The organism is Streptomyces sp. NPDC104106 (assembly GCF_055584345.1).
Genome location: NZ_JBVJMF010000005.1, coordinates 146,219 through 161,862, shown reverse-complemented (window position 1 = coordinate 161,862; position 15,644 = coordinate 146,219). Strand labels below are relative to the sequence as shown.

Below are 15,644 nucleotides of genomic sequence, written 5' to 3'. Positions count from 1 at the left end.
TCCGCCGGCTGACCGGCCCACCTATCGTCGGGCCCATGTTCGCTGTCTACGCCGCCCGAATCGACCGAGACCAGCCGCTGACCGGCCTGGAGTTGGGGGAGCGCCCGGCTCCCGAGGCCCGGCCCGGCTGGAGCACGATCGATGTGCGCGCCGCCTCCCTCAACCACCACGACCTCTGGTCCCTGCGCGGCGTCGGCCTCCCGGAGGACCGGCTGCCGATGATCCTCGGCTGTGACGCCGCCGGGGTCGACGCGGACGGCAACGAGGTCGTCCTGCACTCCGTCATCGGCCAGAGCGGCCATGGGGTCGGCCCGGACGAGCCGCGCTCCATCCTCACCGAGCGCTACCAGGGCACGTTCGCCGAGCAGGTCGCCGTACCGGCCTGGAACGTGCTGCCCAAGCCCAAGGAGCTGTCCTTCGCCGAGGCCGCCTGCCTGCCCACCGCGTGGCTGACGGCGTACCGGATGCTGTTCACCAACGCCGGGGTACGACCCGGTGACTCGGTCCTCGTGCAGGGCGCGGGCGGTGGCGTCGCCACGGCCGCGATCGTGCTCGGCAGGGCGGCGGGGCTGCGGGTGTTCGCCACCAGCCGGGACGAGGCGAAGCGGAAGCGGGCCGTGGAACTGGGGGCCGTGGAGGCCGTGGAGCCGGGGGCGCGGCTGCCGCAGCGGGTGGATGCCGTGATCGAGACCGTGGGCGCGGCCACCTGGTCGCACTCGGTGAAGTCCCTGCGGCCCGGCGGAACGATCGTCATCTCCGGCGCGACCAGCGGGGACCGTCCCTCGCACGCCGAGCTGACCCGGATCTTCTTCCTGGAACTGAAGGTCGTCGGCTCCACGATGGGCACCAAGGACGAGCTGGAGGACCTGCTCTCCTTCTGTGCCGCCACCGGCGTACGGCCCGTCATCGACGAGGAGCTGCCACTGGACCGGGCCCGTGAGGGCTTCGAGCGGCTGGCGTCGGGGGAGCAGTTCGGCAAGATCGTGCTGACCAACTCCTGACGCCGGCGGGGTAGTCGAGCGCGGCGGGTCCGGGGTTGTCCCGGACCCGCCTTTTTTCGGGCCCGCGTGTCAACTTCGATTGACATGGCGAGGGTGTCAACCTAGATTGACGTCATGACCGAGGCAACCGATCTCGCCGAGCGCGCCGGTGACCGTGATCCGCGGGTGGGACTGCGGGCCGTGGCCGCGCTGCGCAGGCTGCTGGAGCAGCTGGAGGCGGTACAGGTGCGCAGCGCGCGCCATCAGGGCTGGTCGTGGCAGGAGATCGCCGCGGAGCTGGGTGTCAGCAGGCAGGCCGTGCACAAGAAGTACGGGAGGCAGTGATGTTCGAACGCTTCAACCAGGATGCCCGTGTGGTCGTGGAGGGCGCGGTCGGCCGCTGCGAACGCGCGGGGGAGCGGACCGTCGGCGCCGAGCATCTGCTGCTCGCCCTTCTCGACCGGGAGAGCGGCCGTGCCCAGACCGCGCTGGCCGCGCTGGGACTGGCCGCGCGCAAGGCGTCGGTACGGGAGGCGCTGGCCGAGGCCCGGCGGCGCGCCGGACTGTCCCGGGCCGAGACGCAGGCGCTCGCGGGACTCGGGATCGACGTCTGCGAGATCGTCTCCCGTGTCGAGGAGGCGCACGGCGTCGGCGCGATGTCCGGCGAACGCGCGGACGGGGGCCGTTGGCGGGGCCGGCGCTCCTTCGACCGGGACGCCAAGGGCATCCTGGAGGGCGCCCTGCGCAGTGCCGTCGGCCGCCGGGACCGCCATATCGGCGACGAACACATCCTGCTGGCCCTCACCGCCCGGCCCGGAGTGGCGGGAGAGGTGCTGGCGGATCACGGGGTGACGTACGAGGCGGTGTCAGGGGTGTTGTGACGAGGGCGGTGCTGTGGCGGGGTGCCGGGGCCTGCCGGGGTGTGGTGCCAAGAGTGTTGGCGGGGGCCGGTGCTGCGGGGCGGTGCCGGGGCCTGTCGGGGGGTGGTGACGGGGGCGCTGGTGCGAGGTGGTGTCGGGAGCCGTGGCGGGGCGGTGCCGGGGCGCCGCACGGTGGGGGTGCGGGGCGTCCTCGGTGGATCGAGGGCGCCCCGTGCCGGTGCTCCCGTCAGGCCTTCGGCTGATGCAGCAGGGCCGCGATGCGGGCCGCCGCTGTCGACAGATGCCGACGGGTTTCACGGAGTTGGTCGGGGGTGACCCCGTGGTCGCGGGCCGTGTCGCGGATGTCGTCGCGGAAGCGGTCCAGGAGGCGGTCCAGGTCGCGGGACGGGTCGCCGGTGAAGTCCTCGTGCGCCCAGGAGGGTTCGTAGGCGGCCGGGAATTCCTCGGTGGGCACGGTGAATTCGGGTTCGGGGTGGGTGGCGGGCTGGTGCGCCTCCTCGGGGGCGCGGGTGAAGCCCCAGTCCTTGCCCAGGGTCTTGCTCCAGTCCTTGCCGAAATCACCGAACTCCTTGGCCAGCTCGGTGAGGCCCTCGCGGACGCCGGTCGGCCAGTCGCCGCGCGTGAAATGGTCCTGGACACGATCCTGGACATGACGGGCGATGCGCTGCATCTCCTCCTGGGCCTGAGCCCGCGCCCGTGCCTGCGCCTCCTGGGCCTGGCGGCGGGCCCGCTGGGCCTCCTCGCGGGCCCGGCGGCTCTCGTCCTTGGCGCGGCGGGCCTGCTCCTTCCACTCCTGCTTGACCCGGCGCATCTCCTCCTTGGCCGCGCGCCAGGACTCCTTGTCGTCGCCCAGGTCGCCGTACTCCCCGGGCGGGGCCCCCGCGCCCGGCCTTGCGCCCTGGCGGGCCTCCGTGGCGGCCGCGCGCACTTCGCGGCGCAGGTCGCCGGCCGCGCCGCGCACATCCGCCCTGATCTCGGCCGCGAGTTCCGCGACCGACTCGCGGATCTCCAGCTCCAGGTCGGCCAACTCGCCGCTGCGATCGGCCAGTTCGGCTCGGCCCGCGTCCGTGATGGAGTACACCTTGCGGCCGCCCTCCGTGGTGTGCCGGACCAGGCCCTCGGCCTCCAGCTTGGCCAGGCGGGGGTAGACGGTGCCCGCCGAGGGGGCGTACAGCCCCTGGAAGCGTTCCTCCAGAAGCCTGATCACCTCGTAGCCGTGGCGCGGGGCCTCGTCGAGGAGCTTGAGCAGGTACAGGCGGAGGCGCCCGTGGGCGAAGACGGGGGGCATGTCAGAGCACCTTCTTGTCGGTCGTACCGTCGGCCGGGGCATCGGAGGCGTCGGTGGTGCCGGTCCCGGGGGTGTGTGGCGGCTCGGGCTCCCACGGGGTGGCCTCGTCGTCGCGTGTCGGGCGGCGCAGCAGGGCGATCGAGCCGGAGACCGTGGTGGCCCGGAGTTTGCCGGTGCCCGCGCCGAGCCGGCCCGTGATCTTGTGGGCGCCCCACTGGCCGTGCACCCGCAGCCCGTCGAAGGCGTTGGAGACCGTGCCGCTCGCCGTGTTCGCCTCCACCTCTGCGTCCGCCGGGTGGGGCAGCCGGATGGCGATCTCCCCGGACACGCTGGTCAGGCTGACCTCCGTGGGACCGTTCGGGTCCAGGTCGACGATCATGGATCCGCTGACCGAGTCGGCGCGGACGGAGCGGCCGGAGCCCTCGACGACCGTCAGGTCTCCCGAGACGGAGTTGAAGCGCAGGTCGCCCGTGACCGCCTGGGCCTCCAGATTGCCCGACACGGTATCCGCGCGGACCGGGCCGGAGAGGCCGACCAGGGTCGTGTCACCGGTGACGCCCTTGACCACGGAGGGTCCGCGGAGGCCGGAGACGATCGCGTCGGCGTCGACCACGCCCACCTCGACGCGCGTGTCGGCCGGGACCGCGAGGGAGACGACGGCACTGCGCCGCCAGCCTTTGCGGTCGAGCCACTTGAGGAATCCCTTCCAGGGCAGGTCCTCATAGGCCACCGTCAGGGTGCCCCCCTCCTCGGTGACCACGAGGGGTGGGCCTTCGATCTCCGAGACCTCCAGGCGGGCGGAACCTTCTTCCGTGCCCACCACGTTCACCGTTCCGCTCACGATGCGGACCTTGAGGTCGCTCACGCGGGAGTCGAAGGTCAGCTTCTGGGGCTCGGCTACGGACCACTCGGGCATGGGGCCTCCTCGGGCACGGCGGGACGAAGCGCGGATCACGACACACGCCATATCGCGTCTTCTTCGATTCACGATATATCGCGGTCATGGAAAGTCAAGACGCCCATGCGCGGAAGCCGACGCCGTGACGCGACGGTGCGAGGCGGTGCGGGCATGGGTGGAGGGCCCGGGAGGGAGGGGGTGGATGCGCGGTTCGGGGGCGGCGGCGCGCTGCGGTGGTGCTGCGGCCGCGTCGCCGCGCCGCGGTGCCCGCCCGACCGCAGCGCCGTACCCCGCCCGACCGCAGCGCCGCGACCGGGCCGCGCTCACCGTCGTGAGTCGGCCGTCCCTGTCGGCGTGGGCGTCGGTCGCTGCTCGACTGCCGGAATCGCCGGAACTACTCGTCGTCCTCGTCGTCCAGGCGGGCCAGCCAGGTCGCGAGGCGCTCGACCGGTACCTCGAAGTCGGGGTTCAGGTCGACGAACGTGCGCAGCTGCTCGGCGAGCCACTCGAAGGTGACCTCCTCCTCGCCGCGCCGCTTCTCCAGTTCTTCGATGCCTCGGTCCGTGAAGTACATGGATGCCGCTCCGTCGTTCAGTGCAGGGGTAGGGCCGCTCCCTGGCGGGAAGAACCCTCACCTTGTGAGAGGTGGAAGATGCCGCTTTTCCGCCTGAGGAGCCTGGCGAGAACAGGAAAATGATAGGCAGGCGCGCCGCGCGGCGGGCGAGTGGTCCGGGAATGACCGGGAGCAAGCGGTACATAGGCGGCCAACGGGGTGTAACGGGGCAAGGGGACGGGGGAACATGATGAACGCGGAGTCGACGCGGGTAGCACGGATCCAGCTGCCGGACGGGACGCCGGTGTGGGCCCGGATTTCCGGGGCCGAGGAGCTGTCCGCGCGGGCGGAGGGGCATCCGTCGGGCGGGCTGTCGTACACGGACACCGGCTTCGCCGAGCGGGTGGAGGCGAGCGTCGAGAGCCTCCAGTCGCTGATCACCGGTGTCGCACGGTCGCTGTCCGGCCCGCTGCGGGCGGTGCGGCCGGACGAGGTGAGCGTCGAGTTCGGCATCGAGCTGACCGCGAAGGCCGGCAAGGTGGTGGGCCTGCTCGCGGACGGCGAGGCCAAGGCCGCCATCACGGTCACCCTGACCTGGAACGGCGGCGGTCCGCCGGACACAACGGAGGGGACGTCCGACGGCACGCCGGAGGGCGCGTCCGCCACCCCGGGCGCCCACGGTCGCGACAGCGCGCCCCCGCGCCCGCGCCCCGCCGACCCGAGCCCCGCTACCGGCGCGTCCACCGGCGTTCGGGGGCACGGAGGGGTCGGGGGCCGCGGCGTCGGGGGCGCGGAATGACGCAGGGGTACGACGGGGGCGCACCCGACGGCTTCGATGCTGCCCGGCTTGCCCTGCGTGAACTCGTTCTCGCGGCGACGGTGCGCATTCATCACACGGGCGCCGGGTATGCCCACGACGAGCCCGGCAGCTTCCTCGGCAGCGGATTCTTCGTCGCGCCGAACTGGGTTCTGACCTGCGCGCACGTGGTTCACGCCGAGGAGGGGGGCGAGGTCACCGTGGTGTACCGGACCAGTCCCTACGACGACCCCTGCGCCGTGCCCGGGCAGGTGGCGGTGACCCTGCCGGAGCACGCCGGCCGGCTCGTCGCCGGCAGCTGGCCCGCACCGGACCTGGCACTGGTCCGGCTGCGCGAACCCGCCGGGCACGCGTGCGTGTACGTCTCGGAGCGGCCCAACCCGCACTTCGGCGCGGCCCGGGTGTACTACGCGGGCTGGACGGGGGTCCGGGGCCGGCTGGAGATCCTGGACGGGTACCTCTCGGTCCAGGGCACCATCAGCGCGTGGTCCCCCGAGGAGCAGGTGCGGCTCGGCCAGAACGACCTGCCGCCCGGTGTCTCCGGCGGACCGGTGATCGACCCCGTGCGCGGCGAGGTCGTCGGGGTCCTGAAGTCCCGCTCGGACCAGGGGGCGGGCGGCACCTCCATCGGTGTCGAGCAACTGCGCACCCTTCAGGCGCGGATGGCAGGCGACGCCCTCACGGCTCACGGCGTCATCGGGCCCCCCGAGACCAGCGGGTCCGGAGAGTCCGTCCGGTTACCGGAGCCCATCAGCGCTCCCGCCGTCACCAACGCCCGCGGAGCCGCCGACCTCCACGGAGCCGCCGACTCCCACGGCGCAGTCAGACTCGACGGCCCCGTCAGTCCCGGCAGTCCCGTCGCCACCACCGACACCGGTCACTTCACCGCCCTCCATCACACCGCGGACCACGGCGACCTCTACCAAGCCGTCTTCCACGCCCACGACCGCTACCACCGCGACCGCCAGCAGCCCTCCGACTCGTCCGCCCCCACCTGGGCCGACATCCAGGGCGAGCTGGGCGCGCGGCCCGGGCGCACGCTCAGTGCGCACGAGCGCGGGGAGCTGCTCGGGCGGCTGGCCGACCTGCCGCCCCCGGCCAGCACCCGCGGCCTGCTCGGCATCCTCCGTGCGCTGCCGGGCTTCCGGCTTCCGTCCCTGGTGCCCGCGCCGCGCGGCTGGCGGGACGGACTGGGCGTGCTGTACGAGCACGCGCGGCAGGACGAGGCGCGCAGGCTCGTCCTCGACTACGCGATGCGGATCCTGGCCGCCGACCGCGAGCGGACGCCCAGCGTGCGCGCCGCCGAGGGGGCCCTGTGGGAGTGGGTGCGGCACGCGTCGACGGGTCTGGACGGCACCTACCGCGCCGAACTGCACCGTCTGCGCGAGGAGTTGCTGGGGCGGCCGGAGCCCCGGCACGAGCGGCCCGGCGACGACGACGGACAGGCACCGGCGGAGGCCCCCGTACCGCATCCGTCCCTCGCGCCGCCCGGGCCGTCCGTGCTGCTGGTGGTGCTGCGCCGGGGCTGGGAGCCCGACCGCTGCGACTGGTCGGTCTGCGTGGCGGACCCGGACGGCGGGACGAGGCTGCTGCACGAGACGCAGCGCACCGCGCTGGCCGACCTCGGCGCCCAGGTGGCCGCCCCGCTCGTCGAGGCCTTCCGGCAGTGCGACGAACCCGGGCGGCCCGCCGCCCTGTACGTGGCCCTGCCGCACACGCTCCTGGACACGCCGGTGGACGACTGGCGGCTGCGGCCCGACGGCGTCCCGCTGGGCGTCGAGCGGCCGGTGCTCGTGCGCTGCTCGGACCGCGACCAGTTGCCCGACGAGTGGGCGCGGGGCCCCGGCGCGTGGCCGACGGCGGTCTGGGAGCCGTACGGCGACGAGCCGGACGAGGACGGCGAACGGCGCGACCGCTGGCGCCGGCTGCACACCCGCCAGGCACGGGCCGAGGTGCTGGACTGCGACGACGGGGTGCGCCGGCCCGTGCCCGGGACCGCGGTGCTGCGCGACCTCGCGCCGCACGACGTCCCGGTGCTCTGCCGCCTCGGCGACCAGCGCTACGACAGCGACCCCACCTCGCTGGGCCGGATCCTGGGCGCCGGCTTCGGGGTGGCCGTTTGGCGCCGCTGGCGGCGGCAACCCGACTCCGTGTGCGGCGAGTTCCACCGGGGCGCCAAGACGGTCGTCGACGACGGCGTCGGCGTGGCGCTCCTGCCCGAGGTGGTGCACGGCCTGCGCCGGCAGGTGCACGCGGGGCTCACGGAGTCCTACTGGGCCCATGGAATAGCACTGCTGTACGACGATCCGCACAGGCCCCTGCCCGGTACCGGAGATCTGCTGGAGGCGCCGTGACGCAGCGCGCGCGTTCCCTCCGGATCCTCTTACCAGGCGTCCTGAGGGTCGATAACGTGATGCACGTTCACGGCTGCGGTGGCGGACGAGTGACGACGAGGACCGGAACATGACCGAATCCAGTGAGTGGCTCATCTACCGAGGCGCCGGGGAACCGCACGACGGGATGAACCGGCTGCCGCCGCCGCCGCCCTGGCGGGACTTCTCCGGCCGGGACGCGGACGGCGACAGCTCCCAGGACCGCAGGCTCGGCGCGCACCGGCACCTGGCCGAACTGCACCGGCCCGGCGCGGAGGAGCTGGAGATGATCAACGCGGCGCTGTATCTGCGCCGCCCGCTGCTCGTCACCGGCAGCCCCGGCGCGGGCAAGAGCACGCTGGCCCACTCGGTGGCGTACGAGCTGGGCCTGGGCGAGGTGCTGCGCTGGTCCATCGTCAGCCGGACCGCGCTCCAGGACGGGCTCTACCACTACGACGCCATCGCCCGGCTCCAGGACGTCCAGATCGCCGCGCAGGGGGCGGGCGCCGCGGAGGGCGGGCCGGGAGCCGTGGAGGCCATCGGCAGCTACATCCGGCTCGGGCCGCTCGGCACCGCCCTGTTGCCCTCCGACACGCCGCGCGTGCTGCTCATCGATGAACTCGACAAATGCGACATCGACCTCCCGAACGACCTGCTGAACGTGCTGGAGGAGGGCGAGTTCGAGATACCCGAGCTGCAGCGCATCGCCGACCGGCTGCCCGGCGGCGAGGCCGAGGTGCTCACCGCCGACGGCGCCAAGGTCCGGGTGCGCGACGGCCGGGTGCGCTGCCGCGCCTTCCCGTTCGTGGTCCTCACCAGCAACGGCGAGCGCGACTTCCCGGCCCCGCTGATGCGCCGGTGCATCCATCTGGAGCTGGACCGGCCCGATCACAACCGGCTCGCCACCTTCGTCCGCGCCCACCTCGGTGACGAGGCCGCGCGGGCCGGCGACGACCTGATCGCCCGCTTCCTGGAACGCTCGCGCAGTGAACTCCTCGCGGCGGACCAGCTGTTGAACGCGATCCACCTGACCGCGGCCGCCGCGCCGCCGAGCCGCGAGCGCCTCGCCGACCTGCTCATCCAGCGACTCGACCGTTCGAGGTGAGGCGCTGATGCCCGACGCAGCGGCACGTCACGGCCCGATCCCCCCGGACCCCGCCGACCGCCCCACCCCGTCGCCCTCCGCCGACCCTCCCGCCCCGCCGCCCTCCGCCGAGCCGCCGACCACGTCGGGTTCGCCCGGCCCCTCCGCTTCGTCCGCTCCGTCCGGCCTGTCCGCCGCGGGCGCGGGCCGCTCCGGTCCTCCGCCCGGTGCCGCTTCCGCTCGCGGCGCCGCGGGCGGCGGTGATCCGCTGGCCGAACTGGTGTGCCGGTTGCGGGAGATCGGGATGGACCCCGACGCGGAGGAGCTGAGCGACGCTGTGTGGCTCGCGCGCTGGGCCGGGGGCGACGACGAGGGCGACGACCGGCCGGAGGAGGCCGCAACCGGGAGGCCGGGCGCGCAGGGGCTGGGAGTGAGTACGGCCGTGCCCGGGCGGAACGGGGACCGCACGGAATCCGAGGCCGAGCGGCCCGCCCCATGGGCGGGACCGTCGGCGGACGCCGCCGCGCCCGACCGGCGTGTGACGCTGTACCCGCTGCCCCGGGACGGGGCCACGACCGCCCCCGGCGCCCCCGGCGCCCCGCGCACCCGGGCGAGCGGGCGGATCAGGGCGCTGCCGGTCGGGGTGCCCGCCGCCCCGGCGCTGCCCGCCCTCCTCGAACTCCAGCGCGCGCTGCGGCCGTTGCAGACCTACCGCAGCGCCGCACCCGCGCTGCGCACGGAGCTGGACGAGACGGCCACCGCCGAGCTGAGCGCCCGCGCGGGCGGACTGATCCTGCCCGTCCGCCGTGCCGTGACCCGGCGCGACGCCCGGCTTCAGCTGGTGCTGGACGCCGCCCCCTCGATGCGGGTGTGGGACCGGATGTTCGCCGAACTCCAGCAGGCCTTCGCCCAGTTGGGCGCCTTCGGGGACATCCAGGTCAGCCATCTGCACGCCGGCCCGGACGGTGAGCCGGCGGTCGGCCGCAGCGCGGACGCCCAGGCGGCCCCGCTGCACGGCGCGGACCGGCTGAGCGATCCCACCGGCCGCCGGATCACCCTGCTGGTCAGCGACTGCACCGGCCCGCTGTGGCGCAGCGGCCGCGCGCACCGGCTGCTGCACCACCTGGCCCGCATCGCCCCCGTAGCGGTGCTCCAGCCGCTCCCGCAGCGCCTGTGGAACCGCACCCTGCTGCCCGTGACCTACGGCGAACTGACCCGCGGCGACACCCTGGGCGGCACCGCCCTGCGGGTGCGCACGCCCGACGGTGCCCCGATGGCGCCGCCGCCGGGCGTCCTGCCCGTACCGGTGCTGCCGCCCGAGCCCGTCGCCCTCGGCGCGTGGGCGCGGCTGCTGTCCGGGGCCGGTGCCGGGCAGGTGCCGGGGGCGGTCGGCTGGGTGCGCCCGGACCAGCCGCCCGCGCCGGAGCCGCGCCGGGGGCGCACGCCGACGCCGGTGGAGCGGGTCAGCAGGTTCCGCTCCGCCGCCTCCCCGACCGCCGGCCGCCTCGCCGTCTATCTGGCCGCCGCCCCGCTGTGCCTTCCGGTGATGCAACTGGTCCAGCGCACGATGCTGCCCGGTTCCGGCCCCTCGGAACTCGCCGAGGTGCTGCTCGGCGGCCTCGTCCGGCGCGCCGAGGAGGAGTACGGCCCGGACGCCGCCCAGTGGTACGAGATGGACCCGGACGTGCGCGAGGCGCTGCTGTCGACCCTCGGCCGGGACGAGGCCGTTTTGGTGCTCAAGCACTGCTCCGAGTACATCGAGCAGCGCTTCGGCAAGGGCGGCACCAACTTCCCGGCCCTCGCCCTCGCCCAGCTCGGCGGCGCGGCCGACGCCGTACCGGACCCGGTGACCGAGGCCGTGAGCGAGGCGGCGCCGCCACCAACGCGGGATCCCGCCGCCTCGCCGCGGACCTACGTGCCCTCGCCGCGGCACCCCGTCGCCACCCCCGCGCGGATCTACGGGTCCCGCACCGGCTACGCCGGGGAGAACGGCGACAACGGTGACGCGACGCTGGTCCCGCAGCCCTTCGCGGAGGTCGCGGCCCGCGTGCTCGAGCGCTTCATGCCGCTGCCCGAGCTGCTGCCCGGCGACCCGCCCGGGGAGCGCCCGACGCACCCGGCGGTGGTGCGGGCCCGCACCCTGCTCGACCGGTTCGACGCCGAGGGCATGGTGCAGGACGCGATCGACGCCGTACAGCTGCTGCGCGGCGCCACCGAGCACGAGCGGCCGGCCGGGGCCGATCCCGAGCTGTGGGCGGAGTACGCCTACGCCACCCTGCGGCTGTGGGAGGTGCAGGGCGGGGCCGAGCTGCTGCGGGAGGCGGAGACGGCCGCCGAGCGGGCCGTGGCGCACCCGCACGCCCTGCGCGAACGGGCGGCGCTCGCCCGGGTGCTGCGCGCCGCGGCCGTCGACCGCAGACGCCACGGCGACCGGCACGGCGCCCTGGACCTGCTGCGCCGCGCCGACCGGGAGTACGCGGTGGCCTGTGCCGCGCCCGGACTGGACCCGAAGGAGGCGCTGCGGCTGACCCTGGAGCGGGTGGACGCGCTGCAGACGCAGTTCCGGCTGGGCGACGACAGCGCGCTGCTGCAGAGCGCCGTCGGCATGCTGGAGGCCTTCGCCGACATCTGGCCGGACCGCCGGGACCGCCCGTCCGAGCTGCCGCTCACCCACGGCCGGCTCCTGCTGCGCCTGGCGCACGTCACGAGCGACCCGGAGCAGGCCCGCCGCTATGCCGAGCAGGCCTGCCGCTCGCTGCGCGACGCGCTGGCGACCGAGGCCGCGGACGACGGCACGGGCGGCCCGGACCGGGCCCGGGAGCGGGTCCGCGCCCGCATCGACCTGGTCGACGCGCTGCTGACGTCGGGCGGGGACCTGACCGAGGCCCAGGACCGCCTCGACGAGGCACTGGCGAGCACCAGCAGCCGCAGCCTGCGCTCGCTGCTCCACGTGCGCGCCGGGCGTGTCCGGGTCGCCCGGTACGCCGAGTCCGGCGACCTGCGCGAACTGCGCGCCGCCGCCGACGCGTTCGCGCAGGCCGCCGCCGACATCTCCCGGGACGCGGCCGGTTACTCCGGCGTCCTCGCCGAGTGGGGCGAGGCACTGCTGCGGCGCGCGGACGCGGAGAGCGCGGCCCGCGCCTGGGAGCCGCTGGCCCAGGCGATCCGTGTGCTGCGGGACTGCCGTACGGAGACGCCCACCGGCAGCCGGCACACCGCGTACCGGCTGCTGATGCTGGGCCGGGCCCTGATCCTGCGCTACCGGCTGCGCGGCGACCGGGTCGACCTGCGGGAGGCGGAGCACCTCTTCGGCCTGGCCGCGGCGGAGGCGACCGACTCGCTGCTGGCCGCCCGCTGCCGGCTGGAGCTGGGGCAGACGCAGTACGAGGCCTACCGCAGCCTCGGCCGGCCCACCCGCCTGGACGACGCGGTGGACGCCTTCCGCCTCGCGGCCGAGGCGGCGCGGGACGCCGAGGAGGGGGCCGAAACGGAGCGCCGGCGCCTGGAGGCGGTCGAGCTGGGCGCGCAAGCGCACCACTGGCGGGGTATGTCCTACGAGGCGGCCGCCCGCCCCCGCGCGGCTCGTGAGGCCTACCGGGCGGCGCGTGGGGAGTGGTCGCGGCTGCCCGTCGCCGGGCTCGGCACGGGCGGGCCGACGGCGGCGGACACGGCGGAGCGGCTGGCCGAGCTGGATTGAGCGCACCGGCGGGGACACCCCCGCCGGGCGGCAGGGGAGAGGGGAACGGGGATGAGCACACGGGACGAGACACCCGCGGCGCAGGACGCCGGGCCGGTGCCGGACCTGCTGGCACTGGACCTGGAGGAGCTGCGCACCGTCGAACACCCCGTCCTGCGGGAGGTGCTGACGGGCCTGCGGGAGCGGGCGGAGCGCCCGAACGAGATGCTCTGGGGCTTCAACAACTCCCTCTGAGACCCGGACGGGGCGGAGCGGGGCCGGGGGCCGGCGCGGACCTCCGTACCGGCCTTTGCTATCGGTCAACCAGGAGCAGAAACAGCCAACTTCGATCGGGCGGGGTTTGCGCCCGGTCATTGGCCGGGAATGCGCGTCCATGCGGGCGGAAGAGCTGTGCCGCGCTCGTATCGCATCCGGCGGGGCGTACGGCATGGGGGTGCTGGAGTGTCCGGAAACACCGCCAGCCCGCCCACGGCCCAAAGCCCCCCTCCCTTCCGGCAGTTCATCGTCAAGGTGCACGGCCGCTGCAACCTCGCCTGCCGTTACTGCTATCTGTACGAGGGCCCCGACCACGGCTGGCGCGTCCGCCCGGCCGCCGCTCCCGCCGAGGTCCTGGCGCGCACCGCCGACCGCATCGCCGAGCACGCACGCGCCCACGGCCTGGCCGCCGTCTCCCTCGTCCTGCACGGCGGCGAACCCCTGCTGGCCGGCGCGGACACGCTCGCCCGCTTCACCGACGACGTGCGCGCCCGCGTCCCGGCCGGCTGCGGCGTCCAGGCCACGGTCCAGACGAACGCCACCCTGCTGACCCGCGAGCGGGCGGCCGCCCTCGCCCGGCACGGCATCCGCATCGGCATCAGCCTCGACGGCGGCAGCCCCGCGCACAACGCCCGGCGCGTCGACCACGCCGGACGCCCCTCCTGGCCCGCCGCGGCACGCGGTGCCCGACTGGTCGCCGAGCACTTCCCCGAGGCGTACGCCGGCGTCCTCACCGTCGTCGACCCGACGGCCGACCCGGTGGACACCTACGAGTCCCTGCTCGGCCTGCGCCCGCCCGCACTCGACCTGCTGCTGCCGCACGGCAACTGGTCGGCACCGCCGCCGCACTGGGGCGACGCGCGGCACGGCGACTGGCTGTGCCGGGTCTTCGACCGCTGGTGGTCGGCGGGCCGGCGCGAGATGCGGGTGCGGCTGTTCGAGGAGTGCCTGGCGCTGCTGCTCGGCCTGCCGGCCGCCACCGAGTCGCTCGGGCTGCAGCCCTTCGACGCCGTCGTGGTCGAGACGGACGGCTCGATCGAGCAGGTCGACTCGCTGAAATCGGCGTACGAGGGCGCCGCCGAGACCGGACTGGACGTCTTCCGGCACGCCTTCGACGAGGCCCTGCGCCACCCCGGCGTGGCGGCCCGGCAGGCGGGTCCGGCGGCCCTGTCCGACCGCTGCCGGGCCTGCCCGCTGCTCACCGTGTGCGGCGGCGGACACTACGCCCACCGCTACCGCGCCGGACACGGTTTCCGCAACCCGTCCGTCTACTGCGCGGACCTGCAGCACTTCATCCAGCACGTGGCCGCACGGCTCGCCGGGCACACCCCGACCACCCGCCCCGCGGCCCCGGTCTCCTCCGAAGGGGGCACCCCGTGAGTCTTCCGGTGGTCCCACAGTGGGCGCTTGCGGAACTCGGGCGGACCGAGGGCGGTCCGGACACGCTCGCGCTGCTCGTCCGGGACCAGGACACCCGGCGCCTGCTGATGCTGCGCGCCGTGCTCGACGCCGCCGAGGCGGCCGATGCCGGTGTCTGTCCCGGACCGGCGAAGCGCCGGCTGCGCGAGGACTGGGCGCTGCTGGCGGCCGCGGACCGGGCCGGCGGCGGCGCGCACTCCGCGGCGCGGGCCCGGCTGACCCATCCGCTCATGGGCCCCTGGGCCAGGCGGGTGCTGACCGGACTGGGCCCCCGCGAGGGCCGGCTCGCCGAAGAGGGCCGCCGTGCGCTGCTGCACGACCTCGGCCACCTCAGCGCGGTCGCCGTGGCCGCGGCGGCCCGCGCCGGACTGCCGTTCACCACCTCCCTCACCGCGCGCGACGGCGTGCTGACCCTGCCCTCCCTCGGCGCCCTGCGCCTGCCCGGGGGCGGGGACGCGCGGGTCGAGGTCCGGCACGCGGACGGGCGGGTGACGCTCGGCCGGCCGGACGGGCCCGCGGTCACCGTGCACCTGGAACACGGCACCGGTGCCTGGTCCGCGACCCCCGCCTGGACACCGGCCCACGCCCTGCCCGGCCTCGTGCCCGGCGCCGCCCCCATGCCCCTGGACGACCTCGACCCCTACCGCGTCCCGCCCCGCGAGCCCGCCCCGTACGCGCTGAGCGGACCCGTGCCCCCCGACGACGCCGAACGCAAACGATGGCTCCAGGCCTGGTCCGGCACCGCCGCCGTGCTGCGCGACGGGGGCGAGCACCGGCTCACCGAGGCGCTCACCCTGCTGCGCTGCCTGGTCCCGCTGGAGCCGCCGCCCGGCGCCGGCGGCCGGGGCAGCTGCAGCGCGACCCGTCGCGAGGCGTTCGGCGCCCTCCTCAGCAGCGCGCCCGCGACCCCGGTGGCCTTCGCCGCGACCCTCGTGCACGAACTGCAGCACACCAAACTCGCCGCGCTCAGCGAGATGGTGGAACTGCACCGCGCCGGCCCCGAGGCCCGCTACTTCGCTCCCTGGCGCCCCGACCCGCGACCGTACGACGGTCTGCTCCAGGGTACGTACTCCCACCTCGCGCTGGCGGACTTCTTCCAGCGCCGGGCGCTCGCGGACCCCGCCCAGCGGGAGTCCGCCTGGGCCGAACACGCCCGCTACCACGCCCAGGTCGGCGCCGCCCTGCCCGCGCTCGTCGGCTCGCCCGACCTGACACCGGTGGGCCGGCGCTTCGTCGACGCCATGGCCGCAGTCCACGAACGGCTCGCCGCGCGTCCGGCACCCCGGGGTTACACGGCGCGCGCGCAGGCGTACGTCAAAGCCGTACGCACCCTGTGGCGGCAGCGTCAACCTCCGGCGCCCCCGCTCACGAATCGATGAAATGCCGACTTCCCGCTCCCC

At 75.2% G+C, this 15,644-nt stretch carries 13 protein-coding genes; 10 read left to right on the top strand and 3 right to left on the bottom strand.

The features are described 5' to 3' along the window. The first annotated feature begins 35 nt into the window (after positions 1 to 35). From ACZ60X_RS14310 to ACZ60X_RS14300, 3 genes are all read left to right on the top strand, one after another. The gene (locus ACZ60X_RS14310) at positions 36 to 1,001 is read left to right on the top strand and encodes a zinc-binding dehydrogenase (RefSeq protein ID WP_469597785.1); all 966 of its coding nucleotides are present in this window, start codon (positions 36 to 38) and stop codon (positions 999 to 1,001) included. Positions 1,002 to 1,115: 114 nt separating this feature from the next. Further along, positions 1,116 to 1,325: a helix-turn-helix domain-containing protein gene (locus tag ACZ60X_RS14305; RefSeq protein WP_037674056.1), complete on the top strand. Its 210-nt coding sequence runs from the start codon at positions 1,116 to 1,118 to the stop codon at positions 1,323 to 1,325. Then, positions 1,325 to 1,861 (top strand): Clp protease N-terminal domain-containing protein, encoded by a 537-nt coding sequence (locus ACZ60X_RS14300; RefSeq protein ID WP_469597783.1) that lies wholly within the window; start codon positions 1,325 to 1,327, stop codon positions 1,859 to 1,861. Before ACZ60X_RS14305 ends, ACZ60X_RS14300 begins: the two co-directional genes overlap by 1 nt. A gap of 226 nt (positions 1,862 to 2,087) precedes the next feature. Here the strand turns inward: ACZ60X_RS14300 and ACZ60X_RS14295 are convergent, their stop codons facing one another. From ACZ60X_RS14295 to ACZ60X_RS14285, 3 genes are all read right to left on the bottom strand, one after another. After that, positions 2,088 to 3,149: a PadR family transcriptional regulator gene (locus tag ACZ60X_RS14295; RefSeq protein WP_469597781.1), complete on the bottom strand. Its 1,062-nt coding sequence runs from the start codon at positions 3,147 to 3,149 to the stop codon at positions 2,088 to 2,090. 1 nt (position 3,150) lies between these two features. Beyond that, a complete protein-coding gene (locus ACZ60X_RS14290) occupies positions 3,151 to 4,065 on the bottom strand; it encodes a DUF4097 family beta strand repeat-containing protein (protein WP_469597778.1) in 915 nt (304 codons plus the stop codon). A 376-nt stretch (positions 4,066 to 4,441) separates the two neighbouring features. Next, positions 4,442 to 4,621, bottom strand: a complete 180-nt coding sequence (locus ACZ60X_RS14285) for a DUF6104 family protein (protein ID WP_003992906.1) — start codon at positions 4,619 to 4,621, stop codon at positions 4,442 to 4,444. A gap of 229 nt (positions 4,622 to 4,850) precedes the next feature. Between ACZ60X_RS14285 and ACZ60X_RS14280 the strand changes: the two genes are divergently transcribed. From ACZ60X_RS14280 to ACZ60X_RS14250, 7 genes are all read left to right on the top strand, one after another. Further along, the gene (locus tag ACZ60X_RS14280; protein ID WP_469598412.1) at positions 4,851 to 5,399 is read left to right on the top strand and encodes a CU044_2847 family protein; all 549 of its coding nucleotides are present in this window, start codon (positions 4,851 to 4,853) and stop codon (positions 5,397 to 5,399) included. Then, on the top strand, positions 5,396 to 7,771 hold the full coding sequence (locus ACZ60X_RS14275) for a VMAP-C domain-containing protein (RefSeq protein WP_469597776.1): 2,376 nt from the start codon (positions 5,396 to 5,398) through the stop codon (positions 7,769 to 7,771). Before ACZ60X_RS14280 ends, ACZ60X_RS14275 begins: the two co-directional genes overlap by 4 nt. 109 nt (positions 7,772 to 7,880) lie before the next feature. Further along, complete coding sequence (locus ACZ60X_RS14270; RefSeq protein WP_469597773.1) at positions 7,881 to 8,894, top strand: AAA family ATPase; 1,014 nt, start codon at positions 7,881 to 7,883, stop codon at positions 8,892 to 8,894. 7 nt (positions 8,895 to 8,901) lie between these two features. Next, positions 8,902 to 12,570, top strand: coding sequence for an SAV_2336 N-terminal domain-related protein (locus ACZ60X_RS14265; protein WP_469597770.1), 3,669 nt, complete (start codon positions 8,902 to 8,904; stop codon positions 12,568 to 12,570). Positions 12,571 to 12,621: 51 nt separating this feature from the next. After that, positions 12,622 to 12,804, top strand: coding sequence for an FxSxx-COOH cyclophane-containing RiPP peptide (gene fxsA, locus ACZ60X_RS14260; protein ID WP_469597768.1), 183 nt, complete (start codon positions 12,622 to 12,624; stop codon positions 12,802 to 12,804). Positions 12,805 to 13,011: 207 nt separating this feature from the next. Continuing rightward, positions 13,012 to 14,205, top strand: a complete 1,194-nt coding sequence (locus tag ACZ60X_RS14255) for an FxsB family cyclophane-forming radical SAM/SPASM peptide maturase (protein WP_469597766.1) — start codon at positions 13,012 to 13,014, stop codon at positions 14,203 to 14,205. Then, positions 14,202 to 15,623 carry an aKG-HExxH-type peptide beta-hydroxylase gene (locus ACZ60X_RS14250; protein ID WP_469597763.1) on the top strand — a complete coding sequence of 474 codons (1,422 nt, stop codon included), beginning with the start codon at positions 14,202 to 14,204 and terminating at the stop codon, positions 15,621 to 15,623. The genes ACZ60X_RS14255 and ACZ60X_RS14250 overlap by 4 nt, the downstream gene beginning before the upstream one ends. Positions 15,624 to 15,644: the final 21 nt, after the last annotated feature.